Raw genomic sequence first — 23,450 nt, 5'->3', positions numbered from 1 at the left:
AGGAAGTTCAGCCTCATCATTGCCCTTGATTTCGCTCATAACCTATTATATGTAGCCGGTACATTGATGTGAAATTGTATAGGGAACGGTTGTGCGGATTGACGCGGCACATGGATTCCCGTATAATCGTTAGCATTAAGAGAATATACTATACAATAGAATTGATGTAGAGGAGTGTCAACTCATGAAGGTTCTGGCCTTTAACGGCAGCCCGCATAAAAACGGCGGCACCTATACCGCCATCCGCATGATGGCTGATGAGCTTGAAAAACAGGGCATCGAAACCGAGATTATCCATGTGGGCGGCAGTGTCATCCGTGGCTGTACGGCCTGCGGCTGGTGCGGCAAAACGGGCAGCGGAGCGTGTGTGTTTAATGATGACCTTGTGAACGAATGCATTGAAAAATCCAAATCTGCCGACGGTATTATTCTGGGCTCGCCCGTATACTATTCGGGCATTGCGGGCACCATGAAGTCGTTTTTGGATCGTTTCTTCTATGCCGGAAAAACGCTGCAGTTCAAGGTAGGGGCCTCGGTGGTATCGCTCCGCCGTGCCGGTGCGGTAGATACCTTTCAGCAGCTTAATAACTATTTTCACCTGCGCAATATCATCCTTACCCCGGGTCACTACTGGAACGCTGTGCATGGCTCCTTTGCCGAACAGGTGCAGCAGGATGAGGAGGGCGCACAGCTGATGCGCGCACTGGGCAGAAATATGGCTTGGCTATTGCATGCACTTGAGTACAGTAAGGGAACTGTTCCCCTGCCTGAGGTGGAACCGAGAATTTATACAAACTTCATCAGGTAGTTTACAGCCAGTGCAGATAATGCACAGAAGCTGCACTTATTTAGCTTTAATAACAAAACGCCGCCGGAGAAATCTTCCGGCGGCGTATTCGTTTAGATGGTTATTAGGGTAAATTACGCGTTCTCGCTCTTATTCTTCCCGATGTTTACAAGTAGGTTCAGCAAAATACCGAATACCGCTGCAGTGGCGATAGCGGGAAGCTTTACACCGAACATCGGAATCATGCCGCCTTCAAACGCGAAGCTGCCGCCAATGCCAATGATAAGAATGGTAGAGATAACAGCAAGGTTGCGGGAATCGAACAGATCCACGTTTCTGGTATGCATAATCGTAATACCCTGAGAGGCGATAACACCGAACAGGTAGATAGAGATACCGCCGATTACAGCGCTGGGGATAGAGTAAACCGCAGCGGTAAGCGGAGTAAAGCAGGAGATTAGCATGGTAATACCAGCGGCTACAATAAGCACCGGGGTGGAGAAGTTGCGGGTAATTGCCATAGTGCTGAGGTTTTCACCGTAGTTGGTTCCCGCGGGGCCGCCAATCATGGCAGAGATCATATCGCCCAGGCCGTCGCCGATCAGGTTAAGCCCAAGCTTGTCCGCGATAGGGTATTTCTTATCGGAATTTTTCTTCTTGGCAAGGTCGTTAACATAGATGTCAAGCTGATAAAGATGCGCGGTGGATTCCGGAATGGTTGCTATGGCAATGGGCATGATAGCCGCTACCGCCGCAAGGTTTGGCAGGGGCAGCGTAAAGTGCGGCAGCGCAAACCCGATGGCGGGAATGGCAAACAGCGAACCGGAATCGGTAATCTTGTTAAAGTCAACAAAGTTAATGTCGTTGAGCAGCCCTAAAACCAGTGCTACCACATAGCCGGTGAGCAGGCCGAGCAGAATCGGAATCTGCGACCAGGTGCCCTTGAGGTATACCGAGAATAGGATGGTGGAAAGCAGTGTAACAAGGCAGATTACCCATGCAAGGTTCAGCGCAAGCGGCTGGTTTGCCTCGGTTACGTTGCTAGGAAGGCTAACGGGGTTGGATATGGCACTTCCCGCAAGTGAAAGGCCAATTACAATCGCGATACTACCCGTTACAGTCGGGGGAAGAACCTTTTCGATGGCTTCCTGCCCGAACTGCTTGATGATGAGACCGGCTGCGATTGAAACAAGGCCGGAAAGCACAATGCCAAACTGTGCCGCCGCAATCTTATCATCCGCAACGGGGCCGGCAAAGGCCTGCGCGCCGGTGATGGAGCAGATGGCGGCAATGTAGGAGAAGCTGGAGCCGTAAAAGAGGGGAATCTTTCTGCCTGTAACCAGAATAAAGCCCAAAGTTGCAAGGCCGCTGGCGAAGATGGTGGTGGATACATGGAAACCTGTGAGCAGTGCCACCAGAACTGTTGCGGGGAACATAACGATAATCTGCTGCAGTGCAAAGAGGATGAGTTTGCCGACCGGTGGCCGTTCGTCCGGCAGATAGCCTGCCGGTAATTTTTGAGCTGTCAAGGATTTTTCCCTCCTGTTTTATATTCAAGGCGATTCAAAATCCGATAAGACTATGAAACGCCTTATGTCTGTTGAGATTAGAAATATAGAATGAATTCAAGAAAAAATTGGATTTATGCATTTTCTGAAGAATCAGTCGTTATATTCCTTATCGAAATTGGCATAAGTGCCGTACAAAATTATACTGCTTAAAAGGATGTTTCGCAATCCTTTTCGGCATACTGTGCGAAGATTTTTTAATATACCAAACGAAAAACTGAAATTGATATTACACAGCGCCGACAGATGTTTCTGCCGGCGCTTGAAACGATTAGTTATTTAAAGAGCGAGAAAGCAAGGAACAGGGTAGACATCAGGGATGAAACCAGCGATACAACGGTAATCTGTGTGTTAATGGACGGACCGGCGGTATCCTTAAACGGATCGCCTACGGTATCACCAACAACCGCGGATTTGTGGGCCTCGGAGCCCTTGCCGCCGTTATGGCCGGATTCGATGTACTTCTTGGTGTTATCCCACAGGCCGCCCGCATTGGACATAAACAGCGCAAACAACAGGCCGCTTACGATATTACCGGTTAAGAAGCCGCCGATTGCCTGAACGCCGCCGATGAAGCCAACAAGCAGAGTAGCGATAATAGCCATCAAACCGGCAGGAACAAGCTCTTTAATGGCACCGGCAGTTGCAATCTCAATGCACTTGTCATACTCTGGCACAACGCCCTCTTTGCCTTCCTTCAGGCCGATAATCTCTTTAAACTGGCGGTGAATCTCGGCAACCATGCGCTGGGCATTGCGGTCAACACCCAGCATCAGCATAGCGGAGAATACTGCGGGGATAGCGGCGCCCACCATCAGGCCGAAGAATACGGTGGGGTTCATAATGTCAAAGCCGGTTATGCCAGACTGTCCAAGCTCGGCAGCAGCGTCGTTTACCTCGCTGATGAATGCGCCGAGCAGTGCGATAACGGTAAGACCCGCAGCGCCGATAGCAAAGCCCTTGGTAACAGCCTTAACGGTGTTGCCTGCACTGTCGAGCTGATCGGTGATATCCAGCACCTCGTCGCCAAGGTTACCCATCTCAGCAAGGCCGCGCGCGTTGTCAACAATCGGGCCGTATGCGTCATTGGAGATAATCATGCCTACAATAGAAAGCATGCCAACCGCCGCCATCGCAATACCGAACATGGCGTAGCCCGGGCCGAGCGGTTCGCAGAGCTTAAAGGATACAAGTGCCGAAACCGCAATACCGATCATAGCGGGAAGGGCACTGATAAGGCCGTAAGAGATGCCGGAGAGAATGGTGAACGCAGGGCCGCTCTTGGCAGCCTCAGCAACCATATGAACAGGCTTTTTGGTATCGTCGGTGAAATAGTCACTGGCAATACCGATGATAACGCCAACCGCAAGGCCGATAGCGCTGGCAGCCCATATGCGCCATTCAAAGCCGAACAGCCAGGTTGCGCCTGCGGTAAGTACTGCATAGATGCCGGTGGTTACATAAGTACTCATATTCAGTGCACGGGTTGGTCCGCCCTTTTTGCCCATTCTTGCGGTAGCAACACCGATAATAGAGGCAAGCAGGCCGATAGCGGCATAGCAAAACACCATGCTTGCGTTCACAGAGCCGCCACCGAGTTTATCCAAAGAAACTGCCATAACCAGTGCGGCGGCCATCGAAGCCACGTTAGAATCAAAAAGGTCGGCACCCATACCGGCTACGTCGCCTACGTTATCGCCAACATTATCGGCAATAACAGCGGGGTTGCGGGGGTCATCCTCGGGGATGCCGAGCTCCACCTTGCCAACCAGGTCAGCACTGATATCTGCGGTTTTGGTAAAGATACCGCCGCCCGCTTTCGCAAACAATGCAAGTGAGCTTGCGCCGAAGCTGAAGCCTAAGAGCGCTGTTGTGTTGCCGGTAATTAAAAGAACCAGCGAAACACCCAGCAGGCTGCTGCCAACAACGGCCATGCCCATTACGGCGCCGCCGCGGAAGCCAGCCATGAACGATTTCTTAATACCCTTGGTTGCAGCCTCAGCGGTTTTAATGTTGGCAATGGTTGCAATGCTGATACCTACCTTGCCTGCAACAGCCGAGAAGGCGGAGCCTGCAAGATAAGCAATAGCCATCGTTACGTTTTCAAGTACATCACCCTGCCAGATGAACTTGGGAAGGAAGATGAGAATAAGTAATGCAGCAACGCCGCAGAAGCTCAGAAGGGTTTTATACTCCTTCGCTAAAAAGGTGTTAGCGCCCTTTTTAATCAGATCACCAACCTCTTTAATGCGTGCGTTGGAAGAGGGCTGCGATTTTACCCAGTAATACAGCCACAGCGCCGCACCAAATGCCAGAACCGAAACAATAATTGATGCAACTTGAAAGAACAATACATCAGCAATCATTGACAATCATCCTTTTCATAGTATTTTACCGCATCTTAAAAATGCGCTTTTGCGATTATTCTAGCACCATAGTATTGTTTGCGCAAGATATATTTTGACATGTTGAAAACATAGTGCAACATGCACAATTTGTTTTGGTTTGCTTATAAATTGTTAATAAATCTGTATTTTTATGGGTATTTCTGCGGCTGATTTTAAAGCATTATTTCAATATTAAATAGTATATGCGTTAATGGTAATTTTAGCAGACATCATCCCTGAATAAGCACCAAATGGCGGCAGGTAAAATACACTGCAGGTATTCTGCCGGATATTATGAAAAACAAGCCACGCACGCTATTTGAAGCCGGAAGCGGTGTGGCTTAAGACGGTTTTTTCGACGCTCTGAAGCGCAATTTAATAACGACGCTTATAACTTGGAAGAAAAGTTGCATTACTTTCTGCAAAAAAGCAAATACTATCGGTGAATACCGAATGAAGAGCAGAAGGACGGTGCTGGGCAGTGAGTACAAGGGCTAAAACCCTAAGGCTGAAGCTTGTCCTGGCGTTTTTAGATCTTTTATGCGCCTATGTTAGCGTTGTTACCGGCTTCAAGCTGAAGTTCGGGTTTCTTGGCACAGTACCCACGCACTATATTGAAAATACCAACTTCTATATTCTTGCGGTCTATATCTTTGTCCTGCTCTATAACATTGCTTTTAAGGTGTATTCCACCCAGCGGCAGAGTATCGACTTTGCGCATATCACATCGCTGGTGCCTTCTGTAGCGCTGGTGCTGGTATCCCTTTTGGTATTTGACCGTGCGCTGCGGCTGGGAATGCCAATCGAGATGATGATTATTATCTGCGCGCTGCTGCTGTTTTTTATGCTGCTCTGCCGAATCGGCATCAAGGGACTGCGGTTTATACTGGTGCGGTACGAGAGCCTGCACGCCAAAGAGCTTCGCCGCGTGCTCATCTACCCTGCGGGTGAGATGGGCCGCTACCTCTGCGACAAGCTGCTTTCAAACCCAGCCGAGCCGCGTGTTCCGGTGGCATTTATCGATGACAATAAGGCGCTGCACGGCAAGCGGTTTAACGGAGTAAAGGTGGTTGGCGGGTTTAAAAGCCTTGGGCTTACCCTGCGCAGCCACTCGGTGGATGAGGTGATTATCGCTCTGCCCGGCGCCGATGCCGAACTGGTAAAGCGCATTGTTACCGTATGCCGCCAGCAAAGGGTAGAGGTTTCGCGTTTTGGCACCATTGAAAATATTGACGACAGCCCCGAGAAGGCAAGCATCAGTGACATCAAGCTGGACGACCTTCTGCGGCGAGACCGTGTGCACCTGAATATGAATGCGGTAAGACGGTTTATCGAGGGCAAGACGGTGCTGGTTACAGGCGGAGCGGGGTCTATCGGCTCAGAGATCTGCCGTCAGGCGCTTACCTACGGCGCAAAAAAGCTGATTGTTTTTGATTTTGACGAAAACGGGTTGTTTGATATCGGTAACGAACTGGGCGCAAGCTTTTCCGAAAGCCGGTTTGAGCTGCGCATCGGCTCGGTGCGCGATAAGGTACGGCTCAATGAGCTGTTTCGCGAATTTAAGGTTGAGGTGGTTTTTCACGCCGCGGCGCATAAGCATGTGCCGATGATGGAACTAAACCCCGTAGAGGCGGTAAAGAACAACGTGTTCGGTACACTGAATGTGGCCCAAACGGCCTCGCGCTTCAACTGCGAGCGGTTTATCCTTATCTCCACCGATAAGGCCGTAAACCCCGGAAATGTAATGGGCGCCTCCAAGCGCATCGCTGAACAGGCTATTCAGATGCTCAATGCCGTAAGCAATACCGTTTTTGCGGCGGTGCGGTTTGGCAATGTACTGGGCAGCAGCGGAAGTGTGGTGCCGTTCTTTGTTAAACAGATTGAAAGCGGGGGGCCGGTAACCGTTACCCACCCCGAGATGCGCCGATATTTTATGACCATCCCCGAAGCGGTGCAGCTGGTGCTGGAAGCAGGAAGCCTTGCCAAGGGCGGGGAGATCTTTGTGCTGGATATGGGTGAGCCGGTGCGTATCTACGACCTTGCCTGCGATTTGATTATGCTTTATGGCTTAAAGCCCAACACTGACATTAAAATCGAGTTTTGCGGGCTAAGACCGGGAGAAAAGCTGTTTGAGGAAATCCGGCTTGCCGAGGAAGACGTTTCAAAAACGGATAATAATAAAATTTATGTACTCAAACCCGTGGAGTTTGACTTTCACACCTTTGCCGATGAGGTAAAGCAGCTTGAGAGGTGCTGCAGTACCTACCGTCAGAAAGAGCTTTTTGAACACATGAAACGTCTGGTGCCAACCTTTAACCACCAATAAAATAAATGGGGTGAGCGCATGTTTGCCGACCTAAGAAACCGAATAGCGCACAACCCCTTTTTCACTAGCGTATTGATACTCATGAGCGGGTCGGTACTGTCACAGGCTATCCCTTTCCTGGCCTCGCCCGCTTTAGGCCGCCTCTATAGCCCCAATCAGTTTGCTACCTATACTCTTTTTCAGTCTACCGTAAATATCCTTGGGGTAATCACCACCCTGAAGTACGATATGGCTATTGTGGTTGCCAAAGAGGATGACGCTCCAAGTGTATTCTGGCTGTGTATGGCTCTTTCCGGCCTGCTTACGGTAGTTTTGCTGGCAGCGGCACCTGTGGCTGTATATCTTCTGCCGTGGCTGAATAAAGGGCAGGGGGCAGGCTGGGTATATCTCGTGCCGTTTTCGGTGTTTATTACCGGCCTTTTCTCCACACTCGATTTCTATAACCTTCGTTTAAACCGCTACCGCGTGATTACCAATGCCAATATAGTCAGGGCACTGGTTTCTGCCGCCGTTCAGATATCCCTGGCACTGCTGGGCTTCGGGGTTTACGGGCTGCTGCTCGGGCAGCTTTTGGCTTATTTTGTGGGGGACATTATACTGGCTTCTAAAATTATCCCCCATATTCCACGGCCCGATAAAAAACGTATTCTCGTGGTGGCAAAGGAGCACAGGGATTTCGCACGGTTTACCATGCCCGGAACCATGGCAACCACCCTAAGCTATAACCTTATCTCCTTCTTTCTGCCGTCTTTTTTTAGGGCGGCAGAGCTCGGGTATTATTCTATCATCAATCAGGTGCTCAGCGCCCCGCTTACGGTAATCTCCGCGGCGGTGGGCAATGTTTTTCTAAAAAAATCCTCTGATGAAGCTGCAGAAAACCGCATGTCGGCAAAAACCTTCTCTTCGGTAACGCGGGTGCTCACGCTGTTGGCCGTGCCGGTTTTTACGGTACTATTCTTGTTTGCCGAGCCGATGATCCGCGTATTTCTGGGAAAACAGTGGGTACCCGCCGCCGCTATGGTGAGAGCCCTTACACCCATGTTTCTGGCGCGCTTTATCATTACGCCTGTTACCTCAAGCGCCATTGTTGCAGGGCGGCAGGGGGCCTCGATGCTATGGCAGTTTTCACTGCTTGCGGCCTCGGTACTCCCCGCTGTGGTTCAGAGTATCTATCCGCTAACCGTATTGTCATATCTAACACTTCTGTCACTGCTGATTGCAGCCTGCTACATTGTTTTCTATCTATACTGCCGGCAGCTTTTAAACCATCAAACCAAAGCGAAACTACGAGGCAAGTTTGAAAGATAAATCTTTCAAATAACAAAATAATTGCTGCCGCAGCGAGGCTTCTCCTGCGGCAAAGCCGCATCGCAATTTTTCATAGCGTTTTGTGTCTTTCCGGCACAAGCGCCGGAAAGGCATGATTATAGCATGAAAATACTATCCGCTGCGTCAAAACGAATCAGGTCGCAGATTGCCCCTGCATTTGAATTATTATATCTGTCCTGTGTGTGTCTGATGATGCTTGAAATCGCCATGCCTCTGCCGGTCAGCCTGTACAAAGGGTTATATGTAGCTACCTTTATTACGCTGGGGCTTAAACTTTTACTAAAACGAAAGCTCGGTATTAAAGGCTATATTACGGCAGGTCGCAGGTATCTCGGGGTGCTAACCCTGTTTATTTTGCTTTTTCTTTATATACTGGCCGATACGGTGGGTGTACTTTATTCGCCCGTTCCTGATTTTGCGCTTTCGAAGTATCTGGTCATCATCCCCATGCTGCTGTTTTTCATCCCAACCTTCTACTACGCTAGAACACAAAATAAGTTGGATAAGCTCTATAAAACACTGGCGCTTTCGGGTGTGTTGGTGGGCCTGCTTTCGCTCTCCAACTACTTTATCTTTGAATTTATGCCGCTTGCCTTCATTCGCCGTCTTTCAATGATAGCCGATTACAACCGCTATGCCGAAAACCTGTTTGTCAGCCTGATACTCGGCTCGTTCTTTGTGTTAAATGCCCGCTTTAAACCCCGAACCCAGACGGCGCTGTTATTTTTGAACCTCACCTTTCATTCCATCATCATCACCATTAGCGGTTCCCGTCGCACCATGATTTTGCTTATCCCCTCCATCGCGGCGGTTCTGCTGTACAAAGCCTTTTATGTTGCCCGCTACAGCGCCACCGAGCGGGCGGCCTTCAGGCGGCTGGCCACCGGCGCCTTGCTCACGGTATTCTGCGTCGGTGTGGTGTTTGCTGCCGAACGGGGGTTTGAGTGGTATTCCAATATAAAATATCAGCAGGTACTGGCCGACGGCCACAGTATTCCCGAAGAAAACAGCGTAGAAAATGTTATCGAATCCATTGGTACCGGCGGCATGTTCAGCAAGCGACTGGTGATCTGGCGCGTCGCCTGCGACGAGGCAAAGACATACGGCTTAATGGATATTCTCATCGGGCGCGGCAGCGGGTATGAGGTTTATTTTTATGATGTAACCCAAAGCAAAGAGCTTGCCGCGGAATACAGTGACCTGAAGAATATGCCGAAGTACTGGATGAGCCCGCACAATTTTGTGCTGGCGGACTTTTTAAGCGGCGGCATAATTAAACTTGGCCTCTCGCTTGCATTGATGGGTGCCGTTGCTACTCGGCTGGTACTGCTTTTTGCCCGCCGCCCAGGGCGCGCACTGCCTCTGCTTATCACGATGGGGCTGCTTTATTTTAATGTGTTTATCTCGGGCAGGTACGGCATTGTTTACGATAAATTTTTCTACCTTCTGTTCGCGGCGCTTGCGGTTGAAAGTGTGCTGGCAGCCAGGGCGCAACAGGGCGACGCTTTGCAATTCAAGGGTTAATCGAAAGGAAGAGGGGGGGTATTGCCATGATCATGTTTATCAGTTATGTAGATTTTGACGACAGGCGTTCCGGCTCCTCCGTACGCCCGCAAAAGATGTATAATGCCTTTCTCAAGCTTGGGAGCAAGGTTTTTTTGGTTACCGGCGCTCAAAATAATCGTAAGAAACGGCGTAAAACGGTATTGGCGGCATTAGAGCAGCTTAAGACGTTAAAACCAAAGTTTTGTTACATCGAGCTGCCGTCCGGCCCCATTTTTAATATGGCAGACAGGCTGCTGATTCTGCGCCTGCACCGCATGGGAGTACCGATTGCGGCATTTTACCGCGATGCGTTTTATAAATTTGCCGCTTGGTGGCAGGTAAGCCCTCACAAAAAGGCTGTGATAAACCTGCTGCACAAAATAGATAACCGCCTGCTGGCGCGTTGCTGCAGTATGGTTTACTTTCCGTCGCAAAGTATGGCTGACCTTTTTTCGTTTCCACAAAAGGGTGTTCTGCCGCCTGCGGGAGAAGCGAGGTTTCTGCCTGTCAGGAAGCAGGCGCGCACCTGTATCTATGTGGGCGGTCTTTCCAAGCGTTACGGTACCGATATCCTGCTAAAAGCCTTTGAGCAGCTCAACCGCACCGGCAGCTTTCCGCTGATTATTATCTGCCGCGAGGCGGAAAAGAAGGAGATTGCAGCGCGGTATCTTTCTATGCCGTGGCTTACCGTTGCGCATGCTGCGGAGGCCCAATTGAAGCAGTACTACACCCGTGCCGATATCGGTCTTTACTGTGGCAGGCGAGATGTTTACATGGATTTCGCCATACCGGTAAAGGTGTTTGAATACCTTTCCTACGGCCTGCCGGTGGTTACCACCAACTGCACCGAGATTGCTGCGTTTGTAAGGCGCAGCGATGTGGGGGTAATCGTTGAAGATAACGCAGCCGCTATTGCCGATGGGGTTAGTCAGCTTATCGAAAATCCGCAGAAGTATCAAAAGCTTTGTGCAAATGCGGTACTTGCCATCAACAGTGAAAATCTTTGGGAGCATCGCGCGGCAAAGGTGCTTACCGACCTTTCTTCGTTCGTTAATCCGGCCGCAAAGCGCAAAACAAACCAGAAGGAGTAATGCCCCGTATGAGGATACTTTTTTTGTCGGCGGCAAACTCTTCCCATACTGTCAAATGGGTGAATCTATTAGCGGAGCGTGGGCATCAGGTGCTGCTGGCCTCACAGATTAATCATCGGGTGGAGGAAGGGGTGCTCTCACCGCTCGTAAAGCTGGAGTATCTGGTGTACGGCGGAAGGATGGGTTACTATCGCAACGCGGCACAGCTGCGAGAGCTTGCTGCCGTTTATCGCCCCGATGTGGTCAATGTGCATTACACCTCGGGTTATGGTACCCTTGCGCGGCGGGCACGGCTAGAACCGGTGTTGCTCTCGGTGTGGGGGAGCGATGTATACGACTTCCCGCGGCAGGGCTGGCTGCAGCGCAATATCATTGAAAAAAATCTCCAAAGCGCCGCGGCAATCGCCTCCACCAGCCGCATCATGGGGGAGGAAGTGAAGAAATACCTTCGCGGTGGGGAAAAACCCGTTTTAATCACCCCGTTTGGTATTGATACCAATCTGTTCCAACCGATTCCGCGCATTGAATCAGGCGAGTTTGTCATCGGTACCGTAAAACGCCTTGCTCCCGAGTGCGGTATCGACATTCTGCTTAAAGCGTTCAAAATCTTCCGAACCACCGTGCGAATCAATGAGCCGCTGAAAAAGCTGCGCTTAAAAATTTACGGGCAGGGCAGCGAATATACCCCGCTGCTCGGCCTTGCGCGAGAGATTCTGATTAACGACGAGACCGACTTTATGGGCCAGATTCCCAACAACGAGGTGCCGCAGGCGATTTCACAGATGGATATTGTCTGCTTTCCCAGCAAGCGCGAAAGCTTTGGCGTGGCAGCGCTGGAGGCGATGGCCTGCGCCCGTGCAGTGGTAGTAAGCGCGGCCGATGGTTTTCTTGAAACGGTGCAGGACGGAAAAACGGGTATTATTGTGCCGGAACTTAACGAATATACCCTTGCCGAGGAACTGTTTAAGCTGTATCAGAACGACATCCTCCGCCGTGCACTGGGGTATGCGGGCAGGCAGTATGTGCAGGAGCAATACAGTTATGAATATTGTGCCAAGCAGATGGAAGAGGCACTGGTTTATGCGGCCTATGCGAATATACGTCAGAGCACAAAATGATACTGTATAACCCCAACAGAAAGGCAGATAGCAGTAATTTTATGAATATAGTCATCATCAATCATTACTCGGGCAGCGAAGCGATGGGTATGGAATACCGCCACTTCTACCTGGCAAAGGAACTTATCAAGCAGGGGCATCAGGTGGTTATAGTTGCCGCCAGCTTTACCCATCTGCGCGGTAAAAACCCTCACCCTGAGGAGCCAATGGAGGTATACACCGAGGATGGCGTGGAATTCTTGCTGTTGAAAACCCCACCCTACTATCGCAACAACCTCTATCGGGTAAAGAACGTGGCGGCTTTTTTAATGAAGCTCCGGCACTACTCGCGGCAGATAGCTCAAACCTATAAGCCCAATGTGGTAATAGCCTCCTCAACCTACCTGCTGGATATCTACCCCGCGCAGAGGATTGCACAGCTTTCTGGGGCCAGGCTGGTTTTTGAACTGCATGATATTTGGCCACTCAGCCTTACTGAACTGCATGGGATTAAAGATTTACATCCGTCTATATTATTGCTAAAGCGAGCCGAGAAGGATAGCTACCAAATAAGCAGCAGCGTCGTATCCATCCTGCCGCGGGCCGACCTGCGCGCGTTGGAGCTTGGCGTAAGGGGCAAACGGATTACCTATGTGCCCAACGGTGTTTCCCCGTCAGCGGAGGAATCGCAGCTTGTCAGCGAGGCGCAACGGCGGATACAGCAGTTAAAGCACCAGAATATATTTACAATAGTCTATGTAGGCGGATTTGCTCGGGCCAACGCGCTGGAAACCATCATCGAGGCGGCCTCCCTGCTGCCGCAGGGGGTGGCGGTGGTGCTGGTTGGAAAGGGCGACTGCAAGGGGGAGCTTGCCGCGCTGGCTGCGCATAAAAACCTGCGTAACGTCTATTTTGAAGAGTATGTTGCCAAAAATCAGGTGCAGGCGGTATTGAGAGAGGCTGATTGTCTGTATATCGGCGCACGCAAAAGCCGCCTCTACCGTTACGGCATCAGCATGAACAAGCTGTATGACTACATGCTTTCGGCCAGGCCTATCCTTTTTGGCATCAACGCCCATAACAACGAGGTTAGCGACTGCGGCTGCGGGCTGAGTGTTGAGGCCGAGGATGTGCGCGGGCTTGCCGCAAGCATTGATAAGATGCGTGCATTAACACCCGAACAACGCAGCGAGATGGGCGCGCTCGGGCGCGACTATGTGCTGAAAAACCGCAATTACAAGGCACTTGCACAGTCTTTTATCAAGGCAATTCAGTAGGAAAACCTATACCGGAAAGGTATGAACCAATTGATGCTAGCAAGGGATGTTCACGCGCTGCCGCAACAAATGCAAAACCGCGAAACCGAAAAGTATCTGCTGCTGTTAAACCGCCGCAGGGGCACCTTTGTGCGCAAACGTGTTTTTGATATTGTTGTTTCTGCCGCACTGCTCATTGTTCTGCTGCCGCTTATGCTTGTTATCGCGCTGTTGGTGGGGCTTACCTCACGCGGCGGGGTTTTCTTTATGCAGCAGCGGGTAAAGCAGAACCTTGAGCTCTATCATATTTTAAAGTTCCGTACCATGCGGGCAGACCTGAAGAATACCCTTCAGCTTACTACCAAAAATGACACCCGCATCACCCCCGTGGGCCGATGGCTTCGCAGGCTGCATCTGGACGAGCTGCCCCAGCTTTTGAATGTGCTGAAAGGGGATATGTCGCTGGTGGGGCCGCGGCCGGAGGTACCGCGCTATGTAAAGCAATACAGGGATAAATGGCTTGCTACACTGCTCGTTCCCTGTGGCATTACCTGCACCTCCAGCCTGTATTTTGCATACGAAAGTGAATTGATGGAAAAGAGCGAGGATGCCGAGGCCTGCTATTTAAACGAGATACTGCCCGCAAAGATGGAGCACAACCTGCGTTATCTGCGAGACATCACCCTGTGGCGGGATATAAAAATATTACTTCAAACAGCGCTTTCTGTTTTTAAATAACATCGCCCTGTGCCACTTTAAAAATCTTTCAGACTATGGTAAATTATATAGTATAGAACCATCGAACTGAAAGGGGATAAGCGTATGCCTTACGATGCTTTTTCAGAAGGAGTGGAGCTCGGCGGGCTCCGCACTACCTATGAGATCAATATACTGGTGTGCTATGTGTTAAAAAGTGTGGGCACAGCCTTTACCAAGCAGCAGCTATGTGACGTGCTGCAGCAGGACGGGCTGGTAAACTATTTCGAGCTTACCAACTCTATCAACGAGCTGGTGAAGCTGGAGCAGATTAAACCCGAAAAGAATGCTAACGGTGAGGAAGCCTACCGTGTAACCGAGCTTGGCGCAAAGGCCTGTGGCGTGATTGAACGCACCGTATCGGCCTCCGTACGCGATAAGGCCGTAAAGGCCGCCATGCGGCTGATGGCACGCGAGAACCGCGAGCGCATGAACAAGGTGGATATCACGCAGGTGAAAGACGGCTGCATCGTAACCATGCGCATGCTAGACGTGGGCTCCGACCTGATGGAGCTTAAGCTTTTTATGCCTGACAAGCTGCAGGCCGACCTGGTAAAGCGTCAGTTTCTAAACGATCCGCAGCTGCTATATAAGGGTGTGCTGTCACTGCTGCTGCGCGATCTGGACGATTTCAGCGGCCTTGAACCCTCCGAGGAGGAGCCCCTTTATTAGAAGTAGAAAACAGTATTGACCGTTTTGATAATATAAGCATATTAATTGAACCTGCTAAGCCTTAAGAAAGGGCGGGTGCTTTTGTATGAGGATTGTACATATCGCCGACCTGCACCTCGGCAAAACCTTGTTTGATATCCCGCTAATCGAGGATCAGCGGCTGTGGCTCTGCGCCCTGACGCAATTTTTGAAAGAGCAGCAGGCTGACGCGCTGGTGATTGCGGGGGATGTATATCAGCGTACGGTGCCGTCTGCCGAGGCAGTAACGCTGCTCGATGACTTTCTAAACGAGGTAGTGCGTAAGCTGCGCATTCCAGTATTCATGATTGCGGGTAACCACGATAGCGGCGAACGCCTGGGCTTTGCCTCCCGCCTGTTCGAGGAGAGCGGGCTGCATGTTTCGGGCAATGTGCAGAAACAGCTGAAAACCATCACCCTGCAGGATGCCTACGGGGTGGTGAACTTTGTGCTGCTGCCTTATTTTGAGCCGTACCCCATTAAGAAGCTATATGACGACGAGAATATAAAAACAATGAACGATGCCTTTATGCGTATCTGTGGGGAATCAATAGAGCCGATACTTGATGCGTCCGCGCCGGATACCCGCAACGTGCTGGTTGCCCACGGCTTTTTTGGGCTGGACAGCTCGCTTGCCTGCTTTTCCGATTCCGAGCGCAGTGTAGGCGGCAGCGATATGATTGACTATACCCTGCTCAAGCGCTTTGATTATGTGGCGCTCGGGCACCTGCACGCCCCACAGACCGCGGGAGCGCCTCATATCCGCTACGCAGGGTCGCCGCTTAAATATTCACTTTCGGAGGCCACTCAGCAAAAATCGGTTACAATGGTGGAGCTGCTTGAAAAGGGAAATGTCACCATTACCAAGCATGTCCTCTTTGCATCACACGACCTGCGCATCTTAACCGGAACAATTGAAGAACTTATCACTCAAGCCCCTAAGGGGAAAACGGCAAACGACTATGTTTATGCCGTGCTTACCGATAAGGGCGAGGTTTACAACGCCATGGAAAAGCTTCGTGCGGTATACCCGAACATCCTCGGGTTAAAGCGCGCGTCCAGCGACGTTGAGGTGTCGGTGGTGTCGGCGGGGCTGGAGCTCAACAAAAAAACGCCGGACGAGCTTTTTGGCGCGTTTTATCAGGAACTGCTGGGCGAGCCTATCACCCCGGAGCGTGAGGCGCTGATGCATGAGGTGCTTCAAGAGGCACAGAGGGAGGAGTCGCTGCTGTGAAACCGCTTACGCTTACCATAAACGCCTTTGGCCCCTATGCGGGCAGGCAGGAGATTGATTTTGAACAGCTTGCCGGGCAGAACCTGTTTTTGATTACCGGCCCCACCGGTGCAGGCAAAACCACGGTGTTCGACGCTATTACCTTTGCCCTTTACGGCAGGGCAAGCGGCGAGAGCCGAAGGGATGCCGAGAAGCTAAAAAGCGACTATGCCACCCCCGACGAACCCTGCTTTGTCAGGCTTAGCTTTCTGCTGCGCGGCGAGGTTTATACCATCGAGCGCCGCCCCAAGCAGCAGCGTATTACTCGCGGCGGAGGGATATCCACCGCAAACGGCGATGCCCTGCTCACCCTGCCAAACGGTACGGCGATAAAGGGTATCAGCGATGTTAACGCAAAGGTCAACGAGCTGCTGGGGCTTGATTGCAGCCAGTTTCGGCAGATTGTTATGTTGCCGCAGGGTGAGTTTAAAAGGCTTCTGGAATCGGGCAGCGACGAAAAGCAGGTGATCTTTCGCAAGATATTCTCCACCGGCCTCTACAGCCTTGTGGAAGCCAAGTTAAAGGCGCGCTGTTCCGAGCTTAAGCTGAAGCTGGACGCTGCGTCTGCCAACCTCGGCGAGTATGCCCGCATGCTGCTTGCAGCGGAATTTCAGCCCTTGCAGCAGGCACTGGCGCAGCCGAGCATCAACTACCCCGAGGTGGTCGCGCTTACGGAAGAGCTGATTGACGCGGATACCGAACTTCTTGCGCAGACAAACCAGCTGCTGGAGAAGGCGCTGAATGAGAAAAGCCGTATTGATATCGAGGGTGCCGCGCAGCACAACGCTCGGCTTGACCGCTTAGAAGAGCTTAACGTTATTCAAACAAAGCTCACAAACGAGGCACCCGTTCAGCAACAGCGGCAGCGGGCCTTAGCGCTTGCGCGGCGGGCTAACGAATTGATGTTTATTGAACGTGAGATTACAGCCGCTCAGCAACAGGCCGTAATCAACCTCACCGCCGCCGGGGAACTGCAGCAGCGCATAAACCAGAGCGACGAACGCCTCAATAAAGCCCAACAAGGGTTGACACAGGCCGAGAAGGTTAAAGAAGAGCAGCAGCGGCTGATTGAAAAGCGCGTCTGGTTTACCCAGCTGAATGAACAGCTTTTAACCGCCGAGCGGATTGCAGCGCAGGCCGAACAGTTAAAAGGTAAGCTGGCGGCTCAAAACGGGTATATCGAAGCGCTTGATATCCTGCTCAAACGCGCGCGACTGAAAGAGGAATACGACCGGGCACACACACTTGCTGCCGCATGCAGCGAGCTTGTTTCGGGTGTTCAGGCCTACCGTATGGCGGCGCAGGGGTGTGCGGAGGCAAACACCCGTTACGCGGCAGAGTTTGAACGCTTTTTAGCGGGGCAGGCGGGTGTTCTGGCAAGACGGCTTAAAGACGGTGATCCCTGCCCGGTCTGCGGCTCGGTGCATCATCCCGCCCCCGCGTCGCAGCCGGAGGAGCTGCCGGACGAGGCGGTAATCAACCGCCTGAAACAGCAGGCCGATACCCTGTATACTCACCAGCTGTCGCTGCTCGGCGAGGTGAAAGCCAAGGCAGCAGCCATCCGCGCACAGGGCGGAACACTTACCATATCCGACGATGTGCTCACCTTTGCCGAAGAGGAGCTTTTAGCGCTTTGCCAGACGGCAGATACTTCATTGGCAGCTGTAAAAATGGGCTACGATACCCTGTCACTGCAGGCAGATTCGAGCCTGAGAAAACTGAATATGGCCGATGATAAACGGTTGTACGATATTGCCTACCTTACCGAGAAGCGCACAGCATTTGAACTGCAGCAGGCCTCGCTGCGGCAGTCGCTTTCAGAGGCCGAGGTCCGCGCAGAAGAAGAACGGGCAAAGGTTCCAAAAGAGCTTGCAGACAGGGCGCTTCTGCAAAAGGCTGAGCAGGAAAACGAAAATAAGATACATACGCTGCAACACCTTGCCGAAGCCGCGCAGAATGAGTTTGTGTCGGCATCCAACGAGCGGGAACGTCTGAACGAAGCATTGCGCGGAGCACAGAATGCCGCGGCAAACGCCCAAGCCGCCGCAGAAAAGAGCAATGAAAAGCTTCAGTTCAAAATGCAGGAGTATGGTTTTTCCGCACAGGAGGAATACCGCAAAAGCAGCCTGAATGAGGATGAGTATTTGGCGCTTGAACAAGCAATCAAGGGCTATGACGAGAGCCTTGCTAAAACTTTTGCCGAGATTCAGGCGCTGCGTCAGGCGTGTGCGGGCAGGGAACGGGAAGATCTTGAGGCGCTCAAGGCACGCTTTGCAGCCGCCGCCGAGCGTGCAACGGAACTGGATAAAGCCAAGACCTCACTTAACCTGAGGGTTGATGCCAACACTCGCGCCGTTTCCCGTATTAAGGCACTGCTGCAGTCAATGGGCGAGGAGGAGCGGCTATACAGCGACATAGCGGCTCTGTATGCCCTTGCGAAGGGTGATAATCCCGCCAAGCTTTCGTTTGAGCGCTATGTGCTGGGTGCCTATTTTGCCGATGTGGTACGCGCCGCCAATCACTGGCTTACCGATATGACGGGTGGGCGGTATCTTTTGCTCCACCGGCAGGAACGGTTAAAAGGCAACGCCGCCGCGGGGCTGGATTTAGAGGTACTCGATGCCCAGAGCGGCAAGGAGCGCCATGTAAGCACCCTTTCGGGCGGGGAAGGCTTCAAGGCATCGCTTTCGCTGGCGCTGGGGCTTGCCGACGTGATACAAAGCTACTCGGGTGGGGTGAGCATCGAAACCATGTTTATCGATGAGGGCTTCGGCTCGCTGGATGCCGCCTCGCGCGAGAAGGCGGTGGATACCCTGTTTGAACTGGAGAAAACCGGGCGGCTCATCGGCATTATCTCACATGTGGAGGAGCTGAAGGAGCGTATTCCGGCGCGCCTTGAGGTTACGCCCTCGGCTTCGGGCAGTACTGCACGGTTCGTTTAATAAGAAAACACTATTTATCAACTTACTGTTTCAAAAATACCGCTTTCGCTTGAATTAATACTTGATTTTTGCCTGCGGTTGTGATAACATACTACTGTTACGTTGGTGAACGGAGCTTCCTTACGCGGTTTTGCGTACAGGCAGTTTCTCCAATAAACGCAGGGCAGAGGTCGCTTCGCTTTCTGCCGTCGATGCGAAGGTCTTTTAAGACTTCCAGGTACTGCGGGGCGGAATGGAGGGTATCATTGTGAAAAAAGGCATTCATCCTGATTATAAGCCCACAACCATCACATGTGCTTGTGGTAACGTTATTGAGACAGCTTCAACCAAGCAGAATATCCGTGTTGAAATTTGCTCAAAATGTCATCCTTTCTTCACCGGAAAACAAAAGCTGGTAGATTCCGGCGGCCGTGTTGACAGGTTTAACAAGCGTTTCGGGCGTGACGAAAAGGCTGCTAAATAATTTTGCGGCTCATTGAACAGTTCATTAGGCGGTGTGCATGTACACCGCCTACTTTTCTATCTCTTGAATTCTTGGGTATGACAATATTCTACTCAAATCGGCAGGTGAAGCGTTATGGCATATACAACCATCAAGGCCTTTGCCGAAGATGAGTTTATTGAGCAGAAGTCGCGGTTTATAGGCTATATCGCACCCACAGACAGCGAGCAGGCTGCGATGGAGTTTATAAACTGTATTAAAGCCCGGCATAAGGACGCAACCCACAACGTGTTTGCCTACTCCCTTAAAAACGGGGCGCGGCGCTGTTCGGATGACGGCGAGCCCTCCGGCACAGCAGGTGCACCGGTTTTGGATGTGATACTGAAAGAAGGCCTAACAGATGTGGCAGTGGTGGTTACCCGCTATTTCGGTGGCATTCTGCTTGGCGCGGGCGGGCTAGTGCGCGCCTATTCGCACGGGGCAAAGCTTGCAGTCAATGCCGCCGAGCGCACAGAGATGACCGAATGTGCCATCCTTCACCTCACAATGGCCTACAACTGGTATGCACAGGTGCAGCGCGTACTGCCAAGATACAACGCGCAGCTGCAGGCAAGCGACTTTACCGCCGAGGTAAGCCTTACGGTGCTCATCCGTGTCGAGCGTGCGCAGCCGTTTATCAAAGAGCTCACCGAGCTTTCCGCAGCAACCATTAAAATCGAGCAGGAAAATATCGTTTTTGCATCAATTGCATAAAGTAAACGCACATTTTAGATGTAGTGCAAAGGCTTTTTATAAATATTTCTCCTTTTGGTGAAAATAAAAAAGGGTTTTCATCGTTTTCAGAGTATAAACAGAATGAATACAAGTTTTTATTCGTTTTAAAACTGTTTGTCGGACGTTGTCCTCCTGCCGCTATGCGGCAACGGCAATTTACGAATTTTATTAAGAAAAGGAAGCCGTATACGCCTATGACCATCCGCGAGCAAACGGAACAGTCTGAACTGCAAACCCTTTCGCAGGGAGCCGCCAAGGCATGCCTTTCCCGCGGGCGCGATCTTGAAGAGCCCCAGTGCGAGCTTCGTACCGTTTATCAGCGCGACCGTGACCGTATTTTGCACTGCAACTCCTTTCGCAGGCTGATGAACAAAACGCAGATGCTTTTAAGCCCTCAGGGTGACCATTACCGTACCCGGCTTACCCATACACTGGAGGTTTCGCAGATTGCCCGCACCATCGCGCGCGGTCTGCGCTTAAACGAAGACCTTACCGAGGCGATTGCGCTCGGCCACGACCTTGGGCATACCCCCTTCGGGCATGCGGGGGAGCGTGCCTTAAACGAGGTGTGCTCCTTTGGCTACCGCCACTATGAGCAGAGCGTGCGCGTGGTGGAAAAGCTTGAGAAGGAAGGCAGAGGGCTTAACCTTACATATGAGGTGCGCAACGGCATTGCGTGCCATACCACCGGCCACAGCGCCGACACTCTTGAAGGGCAGACGGTGCGCGTAGCCGACAAGATTGCCTACCTCAACCACGATATCGACGATGCCATCCGCGCGGGGATTCTCAGCGAAGAGAATATCCCGTGGGAGGTACATGTTCATCTGGGCAACAGTAAAACTCAGCGTATTACCTCTCTGGTAACCTCGGTGGTACACAATAGCATTGACTTTATTACCATGGATAAGACCACGGATGATACCTTCAACCTGCTTCGCACCTATATGTTTGCTACGGTATATGTCGACCCGGTGGCCAAAGGGGAAGAGAGCAAGGCCGAGCAGCTGGTAAAAACCCTGTTTGATTATTACCTTAAAAAGCCCGAGTGTCTGCCCGAAGCCTACAAGATGATTGTGGAGCGCGACGGGCTGGAAAGAGCGGTATGCGACTACATCTCCGGCATGAGCGACCGTTACGCTACCGCCGTATATGATGACATTTTTATCCCAAAACCCTGGCAGGTTACCCCATATGACTAAACCCACGCTTAAAATGGAATAATTATACCGTAAGGGTACATTATATTGATAAGTGTTCCTTTCGGTATAGGTTGAAAGAGAATCTTTCAACCATTTGCAGGTGAATGCCCGTATCGGCAACGAAAGGAATATCCGCGATGGCGATATCCGACCAGTTTCTTGCAGAGCTGAAATACAAGAGTGATATAGAACAGATTATCTCCTCCTACGTGACCCTAAAACGCGCAGGGCGCAACCTGACAGGGCTTTGCCCGTTTCACAGCGAGAAAACACCGTCGTTTACCGTTTACCCCGAAAACCAGTCTTTCTACTGCTTTGGCTGCGGCGCGGGCGGCGATGTGGTTAGCTTTATCAAGCGCATTGAAAACCTTGATTACCTTGAGGCACTTAAGTTTCTGGCCGACCGCGCGGGTATGCGTCTGCCGGTAGACGGGCAGGATGAGGCCGCCTTGAAGGTGCGCGCAAAGGTACTGGAGATGAACCGTGAGGCCGCGCGATTTTACTACCACATGCTCACGGGTGATCAGGGCAAGGGGGCGCTTGCCTACCTTCATGGGCGCGGGCTTACCGACAAAACCATTACGCGCTTCGGCTTGGGGTATGCGCGTGATAACTGGGACGACCTTTTACGCCATCTGCAGCAAAAGGGCTTTACACCCGAGGAGATTATCTCGGCTAATCTGGCCAGCCGCTCACAAAAGGGCGGGGCATACGACCAGTTCCGCAACCGAATCATCTTCCCGATTATTGATATACGCGGCAATGTCGTCGCGTTCGGCGGGCGCAACCTTGGCGAAAGCGGGCCGAAGTACCTCAACTCCTCCGAAACGCCGGTGTACAACAAAAGCCGCAACCTGTACGCTTTAAATATCGCCAAGGCTACCAAAGAAAAGCGGTTTATACTGGCTGAAGGGTACATGGACGTTGTCGCTATCCATCAGGGCGGGTTTGATAACGCAGTGGCCTCGCTCGGCACCGCGCTTACCTCCGAACAGGCGCGGATGATTGCCAGCTATACCGGCGAGATTGTGGTTTCTTACGATGCCGACGAGGCAGGGCAGAAGGCCACCAAGCGCGCTATCGGCATTCTGGAGCAGGCCGGCCTTACCGTAAGAGTACTGAAGGTAGAGGGTGCCAAAGACCCGGACGAGTTTATTAAAAAGTACGGCTCCGCACGGTTTAGGATGCTGCTCGACGGTTCTTCGGGTGCCACCGAGTATGCGCTTTCCAAGCTGAAGACAAAATACAACCTTGAGCTGCCTGACGGCAGAGTAGGCTACCTAAAAGAGGCCTGCGGCTTGCTGGCCTCGCTCAAAAGCCCGGTGGAGCGTGATGTATACGCAGGCCGGCTTTCTGCACAGCTAAACGTACAGAAGCAGGCCATCGAGGAACAGGTGAAGGGCTTTATTGAGCGCGATAAACGAGCAGCCGACAAAAAGCAGCGGCGCGATGTGCGTGTGATGAGTGCGGTTGCGAGCGGGCCGGATAATGTAAACCCGCAGCGGCAGGCAAACCTAAAGGCCGCCGTGGCGGAAGAAAACCTTATCGCTATGTTGTTTAAGCACCCTGATTATATCGGTACTATTGAAGAAAGGCTTACAGCCGAAGACTTCGTAACCGATTTTAATAAAAGCGTTTACGAACGCATGCTCGATAAGCTGCACGCCGGAGGTGAATGCAGCCTGATGGCATTATCCCCCTTCTTTACCGATGCGCAGATGTCGCGCATCTCGTGGATGATTTCGCAAGCCGCCGTAAAAAGCTATTCCAAAAGTGATGCCGAAGCCTATGCCGACACCCTGCTGCAGTGCAGGCATGAAAAATCGCCCGAGCAGGTGGCAAAGCTCAGCGGCAAGGAGCTGGAGGATTACGTAAAGAGCCTGCAAGCTAAAAAAAGGTAAGTCAGCCAATGCATTATTTTAAATTTTACCGCCAAAGCAAAATCAGCCAAGGGGAGCTAATAGCCTCCTATACTGCTTTGAGAT

The 23,450-nt window shown here is 51.7% G+C and carries 17 protein-coding genes; 15 read left to right on the top strand and 2 right to left on the bottom strand.

Going from position 1 to position 23,450, the window contains the following annotated elements; all coding sequences use genetic code 11:
* Positions 1-184 precede the first annotated feature (184 nt).
* Positions 185-808, top strand: a complete 624-nt coding sequence (locus BLR50_RS02965) for a flavodoxin family protein (protein ID WP_092638368.1) — start codon at positions 185-187, stop codon at positions 806-808.
* 113 nt (positions 809-921) lie between these two features.
* On the opposite strand, the gene BLR50_RS02960 is transcribed toward BLR50_RS02965, so the two are convergent.
* The gene (locus tag BLR50_RS02960; protein WP_242871675.1) at positions 922-2,316 is read right to left on the bottom strand and encodes a uracil-xanthine permease family protein; all 1,395 of its coding nucleotides are present in this window, start codon (positions 2,314-2,316) and stop codon (positions 922-924) included.
* Positions 2,317-2,630: 314 nt separating this feature from the next.
* Positions 2,631-4,721, bottom strand: a complete 2,091-nt coding sequence (locus BLR50_RS02955; RefSeq protein WP_092638366.1) for a sodium-translocating pyrophosphatase — start codon at positions 4,719-4,721, stop codon at positions 2,631-2,633.
* A 502-nt stretch (positions 4,722-5,223) separates the two neighbouring features.
* On the opposite strand from BLR50_RS02955, the gene BLR50_RS02950 reads away from it, so the two are divergent.
* From BLR50_RS02950 to dnaG, 14 genes are all read left to right on the top strand, one after another.
* Positions 5,224-7,068 (top strand): polysaccharide biosynthesis protein, encoded by a 1,845-nt coding sequence (locus tag BLR50_RS02950; protein WP_092638364.1) that lies wholly within the window; start codon positions 5,224-5,226, stop codon positions 7,066-7,068.
* Between the two features lie 18 nt (positions 7,069-7,086).
* Positions 7,087-8,376, top strand: a complete 1,290-nt coding sequence (locus tag BLR50_RS02945; protein WP_092638362.1) for an oligosaccharide flippase family protein — start codon at positions 7,087-7,089, stop codon at positions 8,374-8,376.
* Positions 8,377-8,499: 123 nt separating this feature from the next.
* Entirely contained in the window at positions 8,500-9,921 is a 1,422-nt protein-coding gene (locus BLR50_RS02940) for a hypothetical protein (RefSeq protein WP_092638360.1), read from the top strand.
* A 32-nt stretch (positions 9,922-9,953) separates the two neighbouring features.
* On the top strand, positions 9,954-11,033 hold the full coding sequence (locus tag BLR50_RS02935; RefSeq protein ID WP_162840303.1) for a glycosyltransferase family 4 protein: 1,080 nt from the start codon (positions 9,954-9,956) through the stop codon (positions 11,031-11,033).
* Between the two features lie 8 nt (positions 11,034-11,041).
* On the top strand, positions 11,042-12,151 hold the full coding sequence (locus tag BLR50_RS02930; protein WP_162840302.1) for a glycosyltransferase: 1,110 nt from the start codon (positions 11,042-11,044) through the stop codon (positions 12,149-12,151).
* 41 nt (positions 12,152-12,192) lie between these two features.
* Positions 12,193-13,407 carry a glycosyltransferase family 4 protein gene (locus BLR50_RS02925; RefSeq protein WP_162840301.1) on the top strand — a complete coding sequence of 405 codons (1,215 nt, stop codon included), beginning with the start codon at positions 12,193-12,195 and terminating at the stop codon, positions 13,405-13,407.
* A 21-nt stretch (positions 13,408-13,428) separates the two neighbouring features.
* Complete coding sequence (locus BLR50_RS02920; RefSeq protein WP_242871674.1) at positions 13,429-14,124, top strand: sugar transferase; 696 nt, start codon at positions 13,429-13,431, stop codon at positions 14,122-14,124.
* Positions 14,125-14,208: 84 nt separating this feature from the next.
* Positions 14,209-14,814 carry a DUF4364 family protein gene (locus tag BLR50_RS02915; protein ID WP_092638352.1) on the top strand — a complete coding sequence of 202 codons (606 nt, stop codon included), beginning with the start codon at positions 14,209-14,211 and terminating at the stop codon, positions 14,812-14,814.
* 85 nt (positions 14,815-14,899) lie between these two features.
* Positions 14,900-16,066 (top strand): exonuclease SbcCD subunit D, encoded by a 1,167-nt coding sequence (locus BLR50_RS02910; RefSeq protein WP_092638350.1) that lies wholly within the window; start codon positions 14,900-14,902, stop codon positions 16,064-16,066.
* Complete coding sequence (locus BLR50_RS02905) at positions 16,063-19,047, top strand: AAA family ATPase (RefSeq protein WP_092638348.1); 2,985 nt, start codon at positions 16,063-16,065, stop codon at positions 19,045-19,047. The genes BLR50_RS02910 and BLR50_RS02905 overlap by 4 nt, the downstream gene beginning before the upstream one ends.
* A 247-nt stretch (positions 19,048-19,294) precedes the next feature.
* On the top strand, positions 19,295-19,510 hold the full coding sequence (gene rpmE, locus BLR50_RS02900; RefSeq protein WP_092638484.1) for a 50S ribosomal protein L31: 216 nt from the start codon (positions 19,295-19,297) through the stop codon (positions 19,508-19,510).
* Between the two features lie 114 nt (positions 19,511-19,624).
* The gene (locus BLR50_RS02895; protein ID WP_092638346.1) at positions 19,625-20,242 is read left to right on the top strand and encodes a YigZ family protein; all 618 of its coding nucleotides are present in this window, start codon (positions 19,625-19,627) and stop codon (positions 20,240-20,242) included.
* Positions 20,243-20,457: 215 nt separating this feature from the next.
* Positions 20,458-21,465 carry a deoxyguanosinetriphosphate triphosphohydrolase gene (locus BLR50_RS02890; RefSeq protein ID WP_092638344.1) on the top strand — a complete coding sequence of 336 codons (1,008 nt, stop codon included), beginning with the start codon at positions 20,458-20,460 and terminating at the stop codon, positions 21,463-21,465.
* A gap of 137 nt (positions 21,466-21,602) precedes the next feature.
* The gene (gene dnaG / locus BLR50_RS02885) at positions 21,603-23,366 is read left to right on the top strand and encodes a DNA primase (protein ID WP_162840300.1); all 1,764 of its coding nucleotides are present in this window, start codon (positions 21,603-21,605) and stop codon (positions 23,364-23,366) included.
* Positions 23,367-23,450 lie beyond the last annotated feature (84 nt).

Source organism: Acetanaerobacterium elongatum, assembly GCF_900103835.1.
In the GTDB taxonomy this organism is placed as follows: domain Bacteria; phylum Bacillota; class Clostridia; order Oscillospirales; family Ruminococcaceae; genus Acetanaerobacterium; species Acetanaerobacterium elongatum.
This window is presented reverse-complemented; position numbering and strand designations above follow the sequence as displayed.